The sequence below is a fragment of the Protofrankia sp. CiP1_Cm_nod2 genome, assembly GCF_920664355.1.
Classification (GTDB): domain Bacteria; phylum Actinomycetota; class Actinomycetes; order Frankiales; family Frankiaceae; genus Protofrankia.
Genome location: NZ_CAKKTL010000093.1, coordinates 1 through 18637, shown reverse-complemented (window position 1 = coordinate 18637; position 18637 = coordinate 1). Strand labels below are relative to the sequence as shown.

Sequence of the window (18637 nt, the reverse complement as noted above, 5' to 3'; positions counted from 1 at the left end):
ACCGGCGCCCCGGCCGGGCCGGCGTCCGGGCCAGCCGGGGCGTCCGGGCCGCCCGGGCCGTCCGGGCCGTCCGGGCCGCCCGGATCGTCCGGGCCAGCCGGATCGTCCGGGCCAGCCGGATCGTCCGAGCCGGGCTCGACCAGGTAGACCGCGCACGAGTCGGCCAGTTCGCCCACGATGACGTCGGTGAGCGCCCGCAGGGCCCGCTCGGGCTCCTCCAGCGCGCTGCCGACCGCCCCGGTCGCCCGGGCGAGCAGCTCGAGGCGACGGCCGGCCTCCCGGGCCGCGGCCGCGGCGGTGCGGGCGGTCTCCTCCGCCCGGCGGCTGGAGCGGGCCTCGGCCAGGACGCGCTCGAACAGCGTCGCGCGTTCCAGCGCCCGGGCGCACTGGTCGGCGAGCGCGGCCAGATACGCGCGGTCGGCCGCGGAGAACGCCTGCCGGGCCCGGAACCCGAACAGCAGGACGCCGAACGGCGCGTCGACGGTCGCCAGTGGCAGGATCGCCCAGGCATGCTCGTCGGCCTCGGCGAGGACCGCGGCCTGCTCGGGCGCGGGCCACCGCGCGGTCAGCTCTTCCCGGTCGAGGAGGAACAGCGGCGAGGCGCCACGGACCGCCTCCGCGACCGGGTGGGACGCGTCCAGGCCGATCCCCGACCACGCCTGGGCAAGGAGCGCAGGGTAACCGAGCAGCGACCGGAAACGCAGGCAGTTGTCGACCTCGTCGACCAGGGCGATCCCCCGCCCGTTCGCCCCCAGTACCTGCCGGCCGGCGTCGAGCACCACGACGGCGACCTCGTCAACGCTTACAGCGCGTGACAATGCCGCCGTGACCAGGCGAACCTGCTCGTCCTGTTCATCCTGCTCGTCCTGTCCGGTCCGTCCATCCCGTCCGGTCCGTCCGTCCCGTCCGTCCGCGCCGGACGTTGTGCCAGCTGTGCCGGAGCTGTCGGCCGCCGGCGTGCCGTGGGCCGCCGCGGCGGCCCGGACCTCGGTCACGTCATGGCTGACGCCGATCCACTCCAGCGGATAATCACCCTCAGTAATAGGAACGATCCGCATGACGAGCACCCGCTCCGTCCCGTCCACGGTGTCGAGCCGGAACTCGGCGTCGAAGACGGCGCGCTGCTCGACAGCCCTGCGCCAGGCGTCGGCGACCCGGTCCCGGTCCTCGGCGTGCACACCGTCGAGCCAGCCCGCCCCGGCGATCTCCGGGAAGCTCTGGCCGGTGGCGGCCCGCCAGCGCGGCATGTCCACGTCCAGGGCGCCGCGGGCGCCGGCGTGGAACACGTCCGTGTCCCCGGCCCGCGCGAGCGCCCGGTACCGGGCCTCGCCGCGGGCCAGCTGGTGCCGGGTGTCGCCGATCCTGGTGACGTCGGTGGCGACGAGCGCCGCGCCCAGCGGCACGCCATGGGCGTCCGTGGCCGGGAACCAGCTCATCGTCCAGATCCGCGGCGGCTGGGCGGCGGTGGCGGCGCTGACCTCGAAGGTGGCCACCGGCTCGCCGGTGGTGAGCACCCGCCGCAGCAGGCGGTCCATCTCGTGGCCGATGTCGCCGAGCAGCTCCGGCATGGTGCGGCCGATGTGCTCGCCGGGCGCCCGCCCGTTCAGCCTGGCCAGGACGTCGTTGACCCGCAGGTAGCGGCCCTGGGTGTCGTAGAAGGCGAAGCCGGCCGGCGCCTGGGTGAACAGCGCCTCGAGCAGGGTGATGACCGGTTCCACCGCGGCGGGCGGCCGCGGCGGGCTCCCGCCCGGGCCGGCCTCGGCGGGCTCCCGCCCGGCGGTGCCCCTGCCGTCGTCGTCCCCGGCCACCTCGGCGTCCTCGGCTCTCTGCGCGTCCGGGTGGCCGGCGCCGTTCGTCCGGTGGGCCCTGTGAGCCTCGCTCCAGCCGGCCTGGTCACCCGCCGGCCCGCTCCGCGGCTGTCCGGAAAGCTCCCCGAGGAACGGCGTCGTCATGGGAGACGATTGTGGCCGGTGTGGCACCGTTGTGCCCAAAACCTTCGACGGCCCGGGACACACCCTGAGCCTGGAAGACACCTCATGCGCCCGATCGTGCCGGGCCGGGCAGGCCGTGCGCTGTCCATCGACCGACAGGGGTGGCGCGCATCGCATGTGCGACGTCGCATGCCCGGCGGCGTCCCGCCCGTCCTCTCCCGGCCGCTGCCGGCCCTGGGCCGCCCGGCCGGGCAGCACCCGCCCATGCCCCTGACAGTAGCCGGCCCGGCCCGGCCATATCGGGCCCAACGGATTCCCCGGGAACATGGGCCGCATTATCGACATCCTTTGTCGTTCCATTGTGATGAATGCCCGGGGCCAAACGCCCAGGATCATGCCGGGCCCTGTCGCCGGGGATTCGTTAGGGTCTGGGTCCGTGGCTGCTGGACACGGCAACGAACACGGACCCGCACCGGAGACCGGAGCGGACACCGGCATCGAGGGACAACTGTTGTGGACGCCGTCCGCGCGGCGGGTCCGCGCCGCCGGGGTCACCGCCTACCTCGAGTGGCTGGCCGCCGAACGGGGCCGACGGCTGACCGACGCCACCGCCCTGTGGCAGTGGTCGGTGGACGATCTCGACGGCTTCTGGGACTCGGTCTGGGACTTCTGCGCGGTCGAGGGCGAACGCGGGGACGGGCCCGCGCTCGCCGACGCGCGGATGCCGGGTGCCCGATGGTTCCCGACCGCCCGGGTGAACTACGCCGAGAACGCCCTGACCCGCCACGGGCCGGCGCCGGCGGTGATCGCCGTACGCGAGGACGCCACCACGGCCGTGGTGTCCTGGGACGAGCTGCGCCGCGAGGTCGCGGCGGCCGCCGCGGGCCTGCGCCGGCTGGGGGTCGGGCCGGGCGACCGGGTCTGCGCCGTGCTACCGAACTGCATACACGCGGTGGTCGCCATGCTCGCCACCACCGCGATCGGGGCGGTCTGGTCGTCCTGCTCCCCCGACTTCGGGCCCACCGGCCTCGCGGACCGTTTCGCCCAGGTGCGCCCGACCGTGCTCATCGGCGTCGACGGCTACACCCACGGCGGCAGGTCGTTCGACACGCTCGGCGTGCTGGCCAAGGCGGCCGAGCGGCTGCCCGGCCTGCGCGCCACCGTCGTCGTCGCCTACCTGGCCACGGACGCCCTCGACCGGGCCCGCGCCACCGGCCTGCCGGGCCTGCTGGCCTGGGAGGACCTGCTCGCCGGGTGCGACGACGCCGTCCCGGCCTTCCACCGTCTCCCGTTCGACGCGCCGCTGTGGATCCTGTACTCCTCCGGCTCGACCGGAAAACCCAAACCGATCGTGCACGGTCACGGCGGCATCCTGCTCGAACATCTCAAGACGCTGGTGCTCCACCTCGACATCGGGCCGGACGACCGCTTCCTGTGGGTGACGAGCACCGGCTGGATGATGTGGAACCTGCTCGTCTCCGGCCTGCTCGCCGGCGCGGCCGTGGTGCTCTTCGACGGGAGCCCGAAATTCCCCGGCCCCGGCACCCTCTGGCGGCTGGCCGAGGCCACCGGAGTCACCTGTTTCGGGACGAGCCCCGGTTTCCTGACCGACTGCGCGCGCTCCGGCACGGTCCCCCGTGAGATCGCCGACCTCTCGGCGCTGCGCACCGTGGGATCCACCGGCGCGCCGCTGCCCGCGCGGACGTACGCCTGGGTGTACGAGTCCGTCGGCGACGACCTGATGCTGTCCTCCATCAGCGGTGGGACGGAGGTGTGCACCGCGTTCGTGCTCGGCCTGCCGACGCTGCCGGTGCGCGCCGGGGAGATCCCCATGCGTGGGCTCGGCTGCGCGGTGACCACCTTCGACGAGCAGGGCAAGGAGGTCGTCGACGAGGTCGGCGAGCTGGTGGTCACCGCCCCCATGCCGTCCATGCCGGTCGCCCTGTGGGGGGACGAGGACGGCTCGCTGCTGCGGGCAACCTACTTCTCGGCCTACGAGGACGTGTGGCGGCACGGGGACTGGGCGAGCATCACCGCCAGCGGGGCGGTGTCCATCCACGGCCGGTCCGACGCCACGCTGAACCGCGCGGGCGTCCGGATCGGTACCGCCGAGCTGTACCAGGTGGTGGAGAGCATCCCCGGCGTGACCGAAAGTATCGTCATCGACACCTCGACCGCCGGCCGGCGTGGGGAGCTCGTCCTCTACGTCTGCCTGGCCGGCGGCGTGGTGTTCGACGACGCGTTCACCGGGACGCTGCGCGCCACGATCCGCCGTGAGCTCAGCCCCCGTCACGTGCCCGACCGCGTCGAGGAGATCGCCGAGGTCCCGCGCACCCAGAACGGCAAGAAACTGGAGGTGCCGGTCAGACGGCTGCTGCTGGGCGAGCCGCTGGAGCGCGCGGTCAGCCTCGGCGCCGTCGCCAACCCTCAGGCGCTGCTGCCGTTCATGCCGCCGACGACCCGCTGACCGGTCCGCTGACCGGTCCTACGACGTGACGATCCCCTGCCCGGTCAACTACCCGGGCAGGGGATCGTCACGTCGTACGCGTTCTACGCGGAAACCAGCCGTACGCGGGGCAACTAGTCGAGGAACTCCCGCAGCCTGCTCGCGACCGCCGGCTTGCGCAGTTCGCGCAGGGTGTCCCGCTCGATCTGGCGGATCCGTTCCCGGGTCAGCCCCAGCCGGTTGCCCACCTCGGCGAGGGTGTGCTGCTTGCCGTCGGCGAGGCCGAACCGCAGCCGCATCACCTCACGCTCACGCGGGGTGAGCCCGCTCAACACGCCTTCGATCTCATCCTGCATGGCGCCGTAGGATGCGGCGTCCGCGGGCGAGGTGGCGTCGGCATCCTCGATGAAGTCACCGAGGACGGAGTCGCCGTCGTCGCCGACCGCGGTCTCCAGGCTGACCGTGTCCTGCGCGTACCGCCGCAGTTCGACGACCTGCTCGATCGGCATGTCGAGCTCGAGCGCCAGCTCCTCGTCGGTCGGTTCCCGGCCGAGCGTGGAGACGAGCTGCCGCTGCAGCCGAGTGATCTTGTTGATCTGCTCGACCACGTGTACCGGGATCCGGATGGTCCTGGCCTGGTCGGCCAGGGCTCGGCCGATGGCCTGCCGGATCCACCAGGTGGCGTAGGTGGAGAACTTGTAGCCCTTGGCGTAGTCGAACTTCTCGACCGCGCGGATCAGGCCGAGGTTGCCCTCCTGGACCAGGTCGAGCAGGGTCATGCCCCGGCCGCTGTACTTCTTGGCGACCGAGACGACCAGGCGCAGGTTCGCCGAGACCAGCTGCTGCTTGGCGGCGTGCCCGTCGCGGACCAGGGTCTGCAGGTCCCGGCGCAGCTCCGGAGCCAGGTCGGGGTCGGTGTCGAGCTTGTGCTCGGCGAACAGCCCGGCCTCGACCCGCTTCGACAGCTCGACCTCCTGCGCGGCGTTGAGCAGCGGCACCTTGCCGATCTCACGCAGGTACATACGGACGAGGTCGGCGGTCCCGGCGTGCTCGGACGTCGCGCGCGTGGCCGCAGCCCCGCCCGGCGCCTCCTCTTCTTCCTCGTCGAGAACCTCGACCCCGAGTGTGGTCAGCCGGGCGACCAGGACAGGCAGCAGTTCAAGACCGAGATCGGCGGTCTCCAGTGCCTCACGGAGCTCGGCACGGCTGAGTTCGCCGGACTCACGTCCACGCGCGACGAGCTCGGCGACCTGAGTGACGTCGAGTTCGTCGGTATCATCGGGCACGGCAGCCAAGCTGCGGCTGGGCGTCGTGCGGGCAGGAGTGGATGACCGACGAGTCCGTCGCGTGCTCACGGCACGCGTACGCGGCTCATCGGAGCGCTCATGAAGTTCGAGGGCAGGCAGCGTCATCAGTAGCAGATCCGAAGGTCGGTGCGGGTGACGGGTCTTGGTGCTTGCACGTATGGGCAACGCCTGGGGACGTCTCTCCCATTCCGCGTTCAGACACAACCGGACGTAAGCGATCGCCGGGTCTACGAAGCAGTGTAGACCCTCACCCTCGGGACGCCGCACCCGCTGTCGCGAAGACTACTCCGCGGATCGGCCAGTGTGTCACGAATAACTAATTATCTCTTCAGTTCTCCACGTCCGCGCTGTCGAGAACGAGACTAGCCCCAATTTTCCACCAACATGACCACAACAATGTGGACAGACCGTAACAATCGTCACTGAGAGTACGTGAGATCACGAAGGTGCCACGAGGTTCCGGCGCTACCGGCCACCGGCCCCGGTACCCTCACACGATGTCATCGCCGGCCCTGTCGTCCGAGGTGCTCGCCGAACTCCGAACGTCCGCGATCGAGGTACTGCGGGACAACGATCTGGGCGAGGCGACCCGGCCCTCCCCGACGCTCTACCCCCACCAGTGGCTGTGGGACAGCTGCTTCATCGCCATCGGGCTACGGCACGTCGACCCCGGACGGGCCAGCCGGGAAATCCTCGCGCTGCTGCAGGGCCAGTGGCTCAACGGGATGATCCCGCACGTCATCTTCTCCGGCTCCGGCAGCTACCACGCCGGGCCCGACCGGTGGCGCTCCGACCTCGTCGACGCCGGCCCGCGGCACGTGCAGACCACCGGCGTCACCCAGCCGCCGATGATCGCCGAAGCTGTCGTCCGCGTCGGCGAGGTGTTCGACCCGGCCCGGCGCCGCGAGTTCTACCGGGCGGTCTATCCGGGCCTGCTGCGCTACCACTGCTGGCTGTACCGCGAACGCGACCCCGACGACACCGGGCTGGTCACTCTGGTCCACTCGTGGGAGTCGGGGATGGACAACACCCCCGCCTGGATGGAGCTCACCCGCAGGGCGGCTCCCATCCCCCTGAAGCTCATCCGCCGGCTCAACGGGGATGGCGCGCTCGACGCCCTGCGCCGGGACAACAAGGAGGTTCCGTCCGACCAGCGGCTGTCCGCCACCGACCTGTTCACCCTTTACCACCTGGTCGGGGAGCTACGCGACGCCCGTTACGACTTCAGCCGGATTCGTGCGTCCCGCGTCCCGCTGGTACAGGATGTCGCCTTCAACGCGATTCTCGCCCGCGCGAACGACCACCTGCGCGACATCGCCGCCGACATCGGCGAACAGCTGCCCGCGCAGCTGCTGCGCTCGGCCCGCCGGACCAGGGCGGCGCTGCCCGCCCTGTTCGCCGACGGCATGTACTGGAGCCGGGACGCGCGTTCCGGCCGGCTGATCCGAAGGCCCACGATCGCCGGCTTCCTCGCCCTGTACGCCGGTGTCGTGCCCCCCGCCGGCGTCGAGGATCTTGTCAGCCGGATGACCGCACCGCGGTTCTGGCCGGCCCACGGCATCGCCAGCACCCCCACCGACGATCCCGACTTCCAGCCCCGCTGCTACTGGCAGGGCCCGGTCTGGGTGAACATGAACTGGCTGCTCGCCGACGGGCTCGACCGCGCCGGCCGCGGCGAGCTCGCCGACCGGCTGCGCGCCGACACGATCTCGATGATCGCCGGTTCCGAGGGCCTGTACGAGTACTACTCACCGTTCGACGGCACCGGAGTGGGCAGCAACCACTTCTCGTGGACGGCAGCCCTGCTCCTGGACCTGCTCGACGGCCGGAAACCGGCCCACCGCCTGCCGTCCGCCCGCACGGGCGCGGACGGGGAGCACCTGACCCGGCACGGCGGCTGACCAGCCGCCGCGCCGGGTCCACCGGCTCCCGCGATACTGGCGGAAGGCACATATTCGTGATCTGCGGTATTCCCGCGGCAGTCAAGATCGATTCGGTGCGGGGCGGCGCTGTGGCGTGGGCTACGACGACGAGGCCGCAGGCTGTTCGCCGGGTGAGGGCGGGACCGTGAGGCGGGCGATGGTGACGGTGTGGCCGGCCGGGCTGGTCTGGGTCGTCAGCGGGCCGTCGGCGGCGGACTCCGGCCGCGGGCGCTGGTCGAATATGACGATGTAGCCCGAGGCCAGGCTGAGGTGGTTGAGGTAGCCGTCGAGCTGGGTCATCGCTTCCTTGACCGGGTCGGCGTAGCCGGGGCGGTGGGTCTTCACCTCGAAAGCCTCGTGCTGTTCGGCACTGGTGCCATCGGGGGCGGTGTAGCGCCAGGTCATATGGATGTCGGCCCAGCCGCCGCCGGCGGCGAACTCCCGGAAGACGTCACCGTCGCCGTTCACAGCCCGGTCGAGCCAGCTCAGGAAGATGGCGTGCGGGATGGCCTCCCGGTAGGGCCTCTTCACCCTGAGCATTGGCTCGTTGTTCCGCCAATAGCGGGCGAGCGTGGTCAGCATGTCCGGCACGTCGAAACGGCCGTCGGGGCGGACGAAGTCCCGCGGTGCTGGAAGCGCCCCCGGTCACGCACGACGATCTCGGCCAGCGCGCGGGCGATGACCTCATCGTAGATCGGGTTGGCGATCCGCAGGCCGCCGTCGGGCGTCTCGGCGACCAGGCCGAGGTCGCGCGCATAGGACCGGTCGTCCGAGCAGGTCAGGTCAGCCGGCTCGTCGGTGCTAGCGAGAACGGGCTCGAGAACCCGGCGTACCGCCGGCTCCTGGAGCCGGCGGACGAGTGAGTCGAGGTGACTTGGCCGGGCCTGGATGATCCGTTCCCGGGCAGCGTTGACGTGTTCCACCGAGACCGGCTCTGTGACCGGGACCTTCATCCGGTCGACGATCTCGGCCGCCAGCGCGTTGACCAGCCAGGGCTGGCCCGTGGTCAGCCGGTGCACCTGCTCCACGGCCTCATCGGTGAACACCCGATCGGTCTCTGCCGTGTGCTGACTGTAAAGATCGTGGATCTCGTCCAGCGTGAAGTCACCGAGTCGCAGCGACTCGACGATGACGTTGAACGGGCTCGGCCCCCCGGACAGTTCTGGGCTGCCGCCGGCGGCGACCTTGTAGTGGCGAACGTCCCGCAGCCCGCACAGCGCGACCGAGGCCGGGAACGCACTCGGACGGTATTCAAAGCCGGTGCGCAGCTGGGAGAGCACCCTGACCAGGGTCGCCCCCTCCAGCGAGTCGATCTCGTCCACGCACCGGCCTCCGCTGCCTACCGACCACAACCCGATCAACGCAACTCTACGGACAGCGCTCGGCGTGGTCCTGCGACGGCTCGACAGCCGAAGGCTATCTAGATCAGGCGAAATACCGCATCCCGCCGCGATACCGCCCGGTCTCAGCTGCAGCCGCTGGTGGAGCCGCACTGCTCGCACACGTAGCAGCTGCCTGCGGGACGCATGGTGACCCCGCAGGTGAAGCACAGCGGCGCGTCCACCACGTTCTGCGCCGACAGCGCCTCGCCCGGTGGGACGCTGCGCGGCAGTTCGCCCCGCACCTCCCGGGCCGACAGGCCCACCGGGTGGGTGTGACCGGTCTCGGCGGGCACCGTCGGCACCGCCGCGGCACCGGCCGCCGCCGCCTCGTTCGCCGCGGGCCCGGCCGTCGCGGAGCCGGTCGCCTCGGCCGGCCCGGCGTCGGCTGTCTCCACCGTGTCCGTTTCCACCGCGTCCGGCTGGCCGGCCCCGCCGTGCTGGCCGGTGAGCTGGCGGGCCCGCTCCCGCGCGCTGAGGACGCCGAGCTCCGCGCGGGTCTGCTCGGGGAGGTAGTCCAGGGCCAGGCGACGGAAGAGGTAGTCCATCACCGACTGGGCGATCCGCACGTCCGGGTCGTCGGTCATGCCGGCCGGCTCGAAGCGCATGTTGATGAACTTGCGGACGTAGGTCTCCAACGGGACGCCGTGCTGGAGCGCGATCGAGACCGCGATGGCGAACGCGTCCATCACGCCGGAGAGGGTCGAGCCCTGCTTCGACATCTTGATGAAGACCTCGCCGAGCCCGTCGTCGGGATACGACCCGGCGGTCAGATACCCCTCGGCACCGCCCACGGTGAAGGAGACGGTCTGCGACTGGCGGATCTTCGGCAGCCGGCGCCGGACCGGACGGTGCTCCCCGGGCTGTGCGGCGGCGGGCTGTGCGGCCGGCTGCTCGCCCGCGCCCCCGGTCACGGACCGCTTCGCGCCGCGCAGGTCCGACAGCGGCTGGCCGACCTTGCAGTTGTCCCGGTAGATCGCCAGCGCCTTCAGACCGAGCCGCCACCCCTCCAGGTAGATCTGCTCGACGTCCTCGACCGTGGCCGACGTGGGCATGTTGACGGTCTTGGAGATGGCGCCGGACAGGAACGGCTGGACCGCCGCCATCATCCGGATGTGGCCCATCGGGCTGATGGCCCGCTCCCCGATCGCGCAGTCGAAGACCTCGTAGTGCTCGCGGCGCAGGCCGGGGGCGTCGATGACGTGACCGTGCTCGGCGATGTACTCGACGATCGCCTCGACGGTCTCCTCGGCGTAGCCGAGAGCGCGCAGCGCGGCGGGAACCGTCTGGTTGACGATCCGCATGCTGGAGCCGCCGACCATCTTCTTCATCTTCACCAGCGCGAGGTCGGGCTCGATGCCGGTGGTGTCGCAGTCCATCGCCAAGCCGATCGTGCCGGTCGGGGCGAGCAGGCTGACCTGCGCGTTGCGCCAGCCGTGCTTCTCCCCGACGCCCTGGGCGCGCTCCCACTCGCGGGCGGCGACGGCGAGCACCCGGGCGTCGTCGACCCCGACCGTGCGGACGGCGTCCGTGGCGGCGGCGTGCTTGCGGATCACCCGGCGGTGGGCGTCGGTGTTGCGGGCGAAGCCGTCGTAGGCCCCGAGCGCCGCCGCGAGCTCCGCCGAGCGGCGGTAGGCCGTCGCGGTCATCAGCGACGTGACGGCCGCGCCCATGGCCCGGCCGCCCTCGGAGTCGTACGCGCGGCCGGTGGCCATCAGCAGCGCGCCGAGGTTGGCGTAGCCGATGCCGAGCTGGCGGAACATCCGGGTCACCCGCGTGATCTCCGGAGTCGGGAAGTCCGCGAAGCAGATCGAGATGTCCATCGCCGTGATGATCAGCTCGACGGCCGCCACGAACGCGTCGGCGTCGAAGCTGAGGTCCTTGCGCAGGAACTTCATCAGGTTCAGCGACGCCAGGTTGCAGCTGGAGTTGTCCAGGTGCACGTATTCGCTGCACGGGTTGCTGGCGCTGATCCGGCCGGACTCCGGGCAGGTGTGCCAGTCGTTGATCGTGTCGTCGTACTGGATCCCGGGATCCGCGCAGTCCCAGGCCGCCTGGGCGATGGAGCGGAACAGCGACCGGGCCCGGAGGGTCTCGATCGTGCGCCCGTCGAGCCTGGCCCGCAGGTCGAAGCCGGCGTCGTCGACGACGGCCCGCATGAACTCGTCCGTCACCCGCACGGAGTTGTTGGCGTTCTGGTACTGCACCGAGACGATGTCACGGCCGCCGAGATCCATGTCGAAGCCGGCGTCCCGCAACGCACGGATCTTGCTCTCCTCGCGGGACTTGGTCTCGACGAAGTCGACGATGTCCGGATGGTCGACGTCGAGCACGACCATCTTCGCGGCCCGCCTGGTCGCGCCGCCCGACTTGATCGTGCCGGCCGAGGCGTCGGCCCCGCGCATGAAGCTCACCGGGCCCGAAGCGGTGCCGCCGGAGGACAGCAGCTCCTTCGACGATCGGATACGCGACAGGTTCAGCCCGGCGCCCGACCCGCCCTTGAAGATCAGCCCCTCCTCCCGGTACCAGTTGAGGATCGACTCCATCGTGTCGTCGACCGAGAGGATGAAGCAGGCCGAGACCTGCTGCGGCGCGGGGGTGCCGACGTTGAACCACACCGGGCTGTTGAAGCTGAACACCTGGTGCAGCAGCATCCAGGTCAGTTCGTGCTCGAAGATCTCGGCGTCCGCCGGCGAGGCGAAGTACCCGTGCTCGGTGCCGGCCGCGCCGTAGGCGCGCACGACCCGGTCGATGAGCTGGCGCAGGGACCACTCGCGGGCGGAGCTGCCGAGCGCGCCGCGGAAGTACTTGCTCGTGACGATGTTCGTGGCGTTCACCGACCAGAAGTCGGGGAACTCCACCCCGCGCTGCTCGAAGTTGACCGAGCCGTCGCGCCAGTTGGTCATGACGACGTCCCGCAGCTCCCAGGTGACCTCGTCATAGGGGTGGACGCCCGGCGAGGTGTTGACGCGTCGCACCTGCAGGCCAGCGGCCCTGGGGGCGGCCTTGGTGCCGGCCCTGGGGGCGGCCTTGGTCGCTTTCGTGCCACGGTTGTCGGTCATGGCGCTCCTCGTCTGGCGTCGGTCGGATGGTGTTTCTCACCAGCTGTCTGTCGCGTCGGGGTGCGTGGCTACGACGGCGCCCGGTCGGCCCGCCCGCGCAGGTCGGTGATCGCCGTCTCGAAGTCCGCCAGCGAGTCGAAGGAGAGGTACACCGAGGCGAACCGCAGGTAGGCGACCTCGTCGAGCTCCCGCAGCGGCCCGAGGATCGCCCGGCCGATCTCGTCCGAGGCGACCTCGGCGGCCCCCGAGGCACGCAGCGTGTCCTCGACCAGCTGGGCGAGCCGGGCCAGCGCGTCCGCCTGGACCGGCCGCCCCTGGCATGCCCGCCGCACGCCGGCGATCACCTTCCCGCGGCTGAACGGCTCGGTGACACCGCTGCGCTTGATGACTCGCAGTGACGCCTCTTCGATCGTCGTGAAACGACGGCCGCAGGACGGGCACGACCGACGGCGACGGATCGCGGCGCCCTCCTCGGCCTCCCGGCTGTCGACAACCTTGCTGTCAGGGTGCCGACAGAACGGACACCGCACGCACAACCTCCAAGATCTTGTCGACTTACAGCCACGTAACTACAAGATGTTGTGGTCAACACTAGGACCGGACACCACGAGCTGGCAAGCTGGCCCACCCGCGGAACCTCATGACACATGCATCACAGAAGACCCTTCATGCGGACCTGTCATGACAGGCCCGTCATGGCAGGCCCGTCACGGCAGACGGAGCATCTGACCGGGGACGAGATCGGTCGTCTCCAGCCGGTTGAGGCCGGCCAGCCGGGCCACGACCACCCGGGTGTCACCGTCGGGAGCCAGCGCGCGCGCGATGCCCCACAGCGTCTCCCCGGAACGCACCACGTGGACGCGCACCGGCCGGTCGTCCCCGGTCGGCGCGGCCGACGACGTCACCCGGGCCACGGACAGCACCAGGCAGGACACCAGCATGACCAGGACAATCAGGACAACCCGGCCCCGCCCGGTCAGCCGCAGCGGAGGCTCAGCCGACGCCCGCATCGTCCACCTCCCCAACTTCCACCAGCACATACCACTTCCAACAACATGATCAAAGAACATCCGTTCGATCGAACGTCTGATCGAGTTTGTACCGCACGGTCCCGACGGAATCGTCGTGACACGCTCGAACAGACGTTTGAGATATCCGGCCGCGGCGGTTACGGTCGTAGCGATCAGATTCAGGTCAGATCCAGGTCGTGGCCGCCAGCTCCGGTTCACGGCAGAACGTCGGATATGCCGGGAGCGCAAGTCTGCCATGACCGACAACGAAGGAGTACGGCAGGGATGACCACCGACGACAACCGCACCCGCCGCGGCCGGCCACCCCGCGGCTCCGTGCGCGACCTGCCGGACGGGCCGGCGGACGCCACGGGCCTGACCCCCCGCCAGCGCAGGGTGCTTGAGGTGATCCGCGACGCCGTCGAGCGCCGAGGCTACCCGCCGAGCGTGCGGGAAATCGGCGATGCGGTGGGGCTCACGAGCACGTCCAGCGTCGCGCACCAGCTCAAGACGCTGGAGGAGAAGGGCTTCCTGCGCCGCGACCCGCACCGCCCGCGGGCCATGGAGGTCCTCTCCGCGCAGGCACCGGTACGCCCCGTGCCACGCCAGGCGCCCGCCGTTGGTACGCTCGCGGCAGGCTCGTCGGCGGCTGGCCCCGCACAGGCGGCCTATGTGCCGGTCCTCGGCCGCATCGCCGCGGGTGGGCCGATCCTCGCCGAGCAGGCGGTCGAGGAGGTCTTCCCGCTCCCCCGCGAGATCGTGGGGGAGGGCACCCTGTTCACCCTGCGGGTCGTCGGGGACTCCATGGTCAACGCCGCGATCTGCGACGGCGACTGGGTGGTCGTCCGCCAGCAGCCGGTCGCGGACAGCGGCGAGATCGTCGCCGCGATGATCGACGGCGAGGCGACGGTCAAGACGCTGCGCCGTCGTGACGGCCACGTCTGGCTCGAGCCGCAGAATCCGGCCTATGCTGACATTCCGGGTGACAGTGCGACGATCCTCGGCCGGATCGTCGCGGTTCTTCGCCGGGTCTGATCCTCCCGGGAGTGAGCATGGGCACAGGTGTCGACCGGCACCGCGCCGGCCGGGTCGTGGCTGTCGTCGGGCCGACAGCGGCCGGCAAGAGCGACCTGGCGATCGCGCTGGCCACCGAGCTGGGCGGTGAGATCGTCAACGCCGACTCCATGCAGCTCTACTGCGGGATGGACATCGGCACCGCCAAGGTGCCGCCGGCGGAACGCGGTGGTGTCCCCCATCACCTGCTCGATGTCTGGGAGGTCACCCGCGCCGCCGACGTAGCGTCCTACCAGGCGCTGGCCCGGCAGGCCGTCGACGGCCTGCTGGCCGCCGGCCGCACGCCGGTGCTCGTGGGCGGCTCCGGGCTCTACGTCCGGGCCGTCCTCGACGACCTCGCCTTCCCCGGCACCGACCCGGCCGTACGGGGACGGCTGGAGCGGGAGCTGTCCGAGCGGGGCCCGGCCGCGCTGCACGCCGATCTCGCCGCGCGGGCGCCGGCGGCGGCGGCGGCCATCCTGCCTGGCAACGGCCGGCGTATCGTGCGCGCGCTGGAGGTGGTGGAGCTCACCGGCGGCTTCACCGCCTCCCTGCCGGAGCACCGCTCGGTCTACGACGTGGTCCAGTTCGGCATCGACCACCCGCAGCTCGACGAGAGGATCGCCGGCCGGGTGGCCGGTATGTGGGCCGCCGGCATGATCGAGGAGGTCCGCGCCCTCGTCGACATGGGCCTGCGGGACGGCCCCACCGCGTCCCGGGCGCTGGGCTACGCCCAGGTTCTCGCCTGGCTCGACGGCGCGCTCGATTCGGCCGAGTCGGCCCGGCTCGCGACAATCGCCGCGACGCGCCGACTTGCACGCAGACAAAGGTCGTGGTTTCGGCGCGATCCTCGCATAATTTGGCTGGACCGTCCCGACGTCGAACAGGTGGCGGGCATGGTCGACTCGGCCTGAACGTGCGACGACTCCGTGGCTCGTTCTTCCCGCCGGCTGGAGACACCCGTCGTCTGGAGACATGTGTGACCGCGATCGAGTTGAACCTCGTCCCGGCCCTGTGTGCCGCGTTCGACGACGGGTCGTTACAACTGCACTACCAGCCCGAGGTCGACCTGCGCACCGGGTCGGTCCCCGGGATGGAGGCGTTCCTGCGCTGGCACCATCCCGACCGGGGGCTGATGAACCCGTCGCAGTTCATGCCGGCCGCCGCGGCCGCGGGCCTGTCCGACCAGGTCGGCCGCTGGGTGTTACGCACCGCCGTGGCCGAGGCCCGGACATGGCACGAAATGGCCGCGGGAACCGCGATCCGCCCGCCCCGGCTGTGGGTCAACGTGACCGCCGACCAGCTGACCCGGCCCGGTTTCGCGATCGAGGTGGAACAGCTCCTGCACGGCCGTGCGCTGCCGCCGGGAGCGCTCGGGCTGGAGTTCACCGAACAGACCCTCGGCCTCGCGCGCGTCGGGGTGCCCCGGCTGCTGGCCCGGCTGCGCTCGTTCGGGCCGGCCATCGGCGTCGACGGCTTCGGCACCTGGTACGCGTCGCTGTCCACCCTCGACGTCCTGCCGCTGGACATGGTGAAGATCGATGGCCGCTTCCTGCACGCGATGCAGCGGGACCTGGAGGGCGAGGCTGTCCTGGCCTCGATCATCACACTGGCCCACCGGCGGCGGCTGGTCGTGACCGCCGAGGGCGTCGACAGCGCGGTCACGGCGTCCCGGCTGGCGGCGATGCACTGTGACCGGGGAGCCGGCCGCCTGTTCTGCCCGCCCGTCCCCACCGACGACGCCCGGATGATCGCCCTGGGCCGCGGCCGGCCGAACCGGCGCCACGGGCGCTCCCGGCCGGCCAGCGGCACGGGACGCGCCGGGCGCGCCGCGCCCGACCGCGGTGACCGGGCCACCGGCACCGCCAGCATGGCCGCCGTCATCTGACCGGGAACCACCGTCGTCCGGTCGAGAAAATTCGGTCGCGGCCCCGGAACGGACGTGGGAGCCTGCGATAAAGGAGGCAGCGACATGACGTTTCCCGCCCTCTTCGACGCCTCCGGCGAGGCGCTCGACCTCGCCGACCGTCTGGCACTGCGCCGGGTACCAGGCCTGGCAACCGAGCTCGACGACGTCACCGAGGTCGAGTACCGCCAGCTCCGGCTGGAGCGGGTGGTCCTCATCGGGGTGTGGACCTCGGGCACGGCCGCCGAGGCGGAGACCTCCATGGCCGAGCTCGCCGCCCTGGCGGCCACGGCCGGCTCGGTCATCCTGGACGCGCTCGTCCAGCGTCGGGACACTCCCGACTCGGCGACGTACGTCGGCTCCGGCAAGGCGCGTGAGCTGCGCGACGTCGTCACCGCCACCGGCGCCGACACCGTCGTCTGCGACGGTGAGCTGACCCCCGGCCAGCTGCGCCAGCTGGAGGACGTCGTCAAGGTCAAGGTCATCGACCGGACCGCGCTGATCCTCGACATCTTCGCCCAGCACGCCACCTCCCGGGAGGGCAAGGCCCAGGTCGAGCTCGCGCAGCTGCAGTACATGCTGCCGCGGCTGCGTGGCTGGGGTGAGTCGATGTCCCGCGCCGGTGGTGGCATCGGCACCCGCGGCCCCGGCGAGACGAAGATCGAGACGGACCGGCGGCGGCTGCGCACGCGCATGGCCAGGCTCCGCCGGGAGCTCGCCGGGATGAAGACGGTCCGGACGACCAAACGCTCGGCGCGGCAGCGCAGCGGCATCCCCGCGGTCGCGATCACCGGCTACACCAACGCCGGCAAGTCCTCGCTGCTCAACCGGCTGACCGGCGCCGGGGTGCTGGTCGAGGACGCCCTGTTCGCCACGCTGGACCCGGCCGTGCGGCGGGCCACGCTGCCCGACGGCCGGACGTTCACCCTCGCCGACACCGTCGGCTTCGTCCGCCACCTGCCGCACCAGATCGTGGAGGCGTTCCGCTCCACCCTGGAGGAGGTCGCCGACGCCGACCTGCTGCTGCACGTCGTCGACGGCTCGCATCCCGACCCGATGTCACAGATCTCCGCGGTCCGCACCGTGATCAACGACATCGACGCCGGGGACGTCCCCGAGCTGCTGGTCGTGAACAAGATCGACGCCGCCGGCCCGGACGTGCTCGCCCGGGTGCGCCGCGCCGTCCCCGGCGCGCTCCTCGTCTCGGCGCGCACCGGGGAGGGGCTGGCCGCCCTGGTGGCGGAGCTGACCGAGCGCGTCCCCCACCCCGACGTCGAGGTGTGCGTGCTGCTGCCGTTCACCCGCGGTGACCTGGTCTCCCGGGTGTACGCCCGCGGGGAGGTCCTCGGCCTCGAGCACACGGCGACCGGCACGGTCCTGCGGGCCCGGGTACCGGCCGAGCTCGCCTCCCAGCTCACCAGCTTCTTCCTCGAACCGGCCTGAGGCTGGCCTGAGGCTGGCGGGCCTACGCGGCCCGCTGGCCCACGCCGTTGCGCCAGAACTCGACCAGCAGCGCGGCGGTGACCTCCGGGTTCTCGGTCGCCGGCGAATGCGCCGCCCCGGCGATCACCTCGTAGCGGGCGTCCAGGCGTGCCGCCATCTCCGCCTGCAGACGCGGCGGCCAGGCGTCGTCGGCGGCCCCGTGGGCGACCAGCACGGGTACGTCGTCCTGGCTGACGGCGTCAGCGAGCTCACCGACCCGGTCGGGTTCGCTCAGCAGCTGCTCCCCCATCACCCGCAGGCCGACGTTGCTGCTGGCGAAGAACCGGCGCTCCAGGAACTCCAGGCCACCGGGCGGGTACACGGCGGTGTCCGCGGCCCGCATGGCGGCCCATACCGCGTCCCGGCCGCTGCGCTTGTACACCACCCGCATGGCCTGCAGCGCGATCCGCCGAGGGCCGACGATCCCGGCCGGGCCGGAGCTGAGCAGCACGAGGCTTGCCACGCACGACGGGCGGGCGATGACCGCGGTCCGCGCGACCAGCCCCCCGAAGGAATGGCCGAGCAGGTGCACCGGGCGACCGATCTCGTCGGCCACCCGGCCGACGTGTCCGGCCAGCGCGTCGACCGTGCAGTCCCGCTCCGGGTCGGCCGCGGGTGACTCGTACTGGCCGTGCTGGTCGACCGCGACCACGTCGAACCCGGCCCGCGCGAGCCGCGGAATGATCGGCAGGAAGTCCTCCTTGCTCCCGGTGTAACCGGGCAGCAGGACGACCGGCGGGTCGACGGGCGATCCGGCTCGTAGGACCGCGAGGCTCGCGCAGGTCGAGTGCTGTACCCCGGATGGCAGTTCCGTCGACCTCGAGATCATTACCCAGGACTCCCCTGCTCCCACACGGCGACCACGTACCCCACACCGTAAGGGGCGGCGACATACTCAGCACGAGACGTCCATGACCACGTGCGCGTGTCGCTCATGGTGATGCCCGGATCGTGCGCTGTGGCGGTGACGGTAGCACCGGCAAGCCGCGCGCCGGCGAGTACCTGCCACGACGCGCGGCCCGCCGCCAGCAGCTCCCGCGAGAGAGCCGGGTCCAGGCGCAGCAGCGCGGCCGCGTCGCCGGCGGCGAGCGCCGCCGCCACCGCGGCGTCGTGGCCGTCCGCGCGGCTGTCGAACCCGC

Annotated in this window: 14 protein-coding genes and 1 pseudogene; 6 read left to right on the top strand and 9 right to left on the bottom strand. The window is 71.6% G+C overall.

Annotated features, from left to right (window positions below; all coding sequences use genetic code 11):
- Positions 1-1952 (bottom strand): PAS domain-containing protein (locus NBW84_RS12380; RefSeq protein WP_250284698.1); only part of this gene is annotated, 1952 nt, incomplete at its 3' end.
- A 415-nt stretch (positions 1953-2367) separates the two neighbouring features.
- Between NBW84_RS12380 and NBW84_RS12375 the strand changes: the two genes are divergently transcribed.
- On the top strand, positions 2368-4398 hold the full coding sequence (locus NBW84_RS12375; protein WP_250284696.1) for an acetoacetate--CoA ligase: 2031 nt from the start codon (positions 2368-2370) through the stop codon (positions 4396-4398).
- Between the two features lie 113 nt (positions 4399-4511).
- Here NBW84_RS12375 and NBW84_RS12370 read toward each other — a convergent pair whose 3' ends face one another.
- Positions 4512-5789 carry an RNA polymerase sigma factor gene (locus NBW84_RS12370; RefSeq protein WP_250284693.1) on the bottom strand — a complete coding sequence of 426 codons (1278 nt, stop codon included), beginning with the start codon at positions 5787-5789 and terminating at the stop codon, positions 4512-4514.
- Positions 5790-6181: 392 nt separating this feature from the next.
- Between NBW84_RS12370 and NBW84_RS12365 the strand changes: the two genes are divergently transcribed.
- Positions 6182-7585, top strand: a complete 1404-nt coding sequence (locus tag NBW84_RS12365; RefSeq protein ID WP_250284691.1) for an amylo-alpha-1,6-glucosidase — start codon at positions 6182-6184, stop codon at positions 7583-7585.
- Between the two features lie 120 nt (positions 7586-7705).
- On the opposite strand, the gene NBW84_RS12360 is transcribed toward NBW84_RS12365, so the two are convergent.
- The 5 genes from NBW84_RS12360 to NBW84_RS12340 form a co-directional block, all read right to left on the bottom strand.
- A complete protein-coding gene (locus NBW84_RS12360; RefSeq protein ID WP_250284689.1) occupies positions 7706-8188 on the bottom strand; it encodes a hypothetical protein in 483 nt (160 codons plus the stop codon).
- On the bottom strand, positions 8182-8928 hold the full coding sequence (locus NBW84_RS12355) for a hypothetical protein (protein WP_250284687.1): 747 nt from the start codon (positions 8926-8928) through the stop codon (positions 8182-8184). Before NBW84_RS12355 ends, NBW84_RS12360 begins: the two co-directional genes overlap by 7 nt.
- 143 nt (positions 8929-9071) lie before the next feature.
- The gene (locus NBW84_RS12350; protein WP_250284685.1) at positions 9072-12047 is read right to left on the bottom strand and encodes a vitamin B12-dependent ribonucleotide reductase; all 2976 of its coding nucleotides are present in this window, start codon (positions 12045-12047) and stop codon (positions 9072-9074) included.
- 68 nt (positions 12048-12115) lie between these two features.
- A complete protein-coding gene (nrdR, locus tag NBW84_RS12345) occupies positions 12116-12577 on the bottom strand; it encodes a transcriptional regulator NrdR (RefSeq protein WP_250284683.1) in 462 nt (153 codons plus the stop codon).
- 177 nt (positions 12578-12754) lie between these two features.
- Complete coding sequence (locus NBW84_RS12340) at positions 12755-13057, bottom strand: LysM peptidoglycan-binding domain-containing protein (RefSeq protein WP_250284681.1); 303 nt, start codon at positions 13055-13057, stop codon at positions 12755-12757.
- 285 nt (positions 13058-13342) lie between these two features.
- On the opposite strand from NBW84_RS12340, the gene lexA reads away from it, so the two are divergent.
- From lexA to hflX, 4 genes are all read left to right on the top strand, one after another.
- Entirely contained in the window at positions 13343-14092 is a 750-nt protein-coding gene (gene lexA / locus NBW84_RS12335) for a transcriptional repressor LexA (protein ID WP_250284680.1), read from the top strand.
- A gap of 17 nt (positions 14093-14109) precedes the next feature.
- Positions 14110-15024, top strand: a complete 915-nt coding sequence (gene miaA / locus NBW84_RS12330) for a tRNA (adenosine(37)-N6)-dimethylallyltransferase MiaA (RefSeq protein ID WP_250284678.1) — start codon at positions 14110-14112, stop codon at positions 15022-15024.
- A gap of 65 nt (positions 15025-15089) precedes the next feature.
- On the top strand, positions 15090-15998 hold the full coding sequence (locus NBW84_RS12325) for an EAL domain-containing protein (protein ID WP_250284676.1): 909 nt from the start codon (positions 15090-15092) through the stop codon (positions 15996-15998).
- 84 nt (positions 15999-16082) lie between these two features.
- On the top strand, positions 16083-17459 hold the full coding sequence (gene hflX / locus NBW84_RS12320; protein WP_250284674.1) for a GTPase HflX: 1377 nt from the start codon (positions 16083-16085) through the stop codon (positions 17457-17459).
- A 22-nt stretch (positions 17460-17481) separates the two neighbouring features.
- Here the strand turns inward: hflX and NBW84_RS12315 are convergent, their stop codons facing one another.
- Both NBW84_RS12315 and NBW84_RS12310 read right to left on the bottom strand, forming a co-directional pair.
- Positions 17482-18327 carry an alpha/beta fold hydrolase gene (locus NBW84_RS12315; protein ID WP_250284672.1) on the bottom strand — a complete coding sequence of 282 codons (846 nt, stop codon included), beginning with the start codon at positions 18325-18327 and terminating at the stop codon, positions 17482-17484.
- Positions 18327-18637, bottom strand: a pseudogene (locus NBW84_RS12310) (hypothetical protein); the annotation flags it as partial. The pseudogene NBW84_RS12310 and the gene NBW84_RS12315, both read right to left, overlap by 1 nt.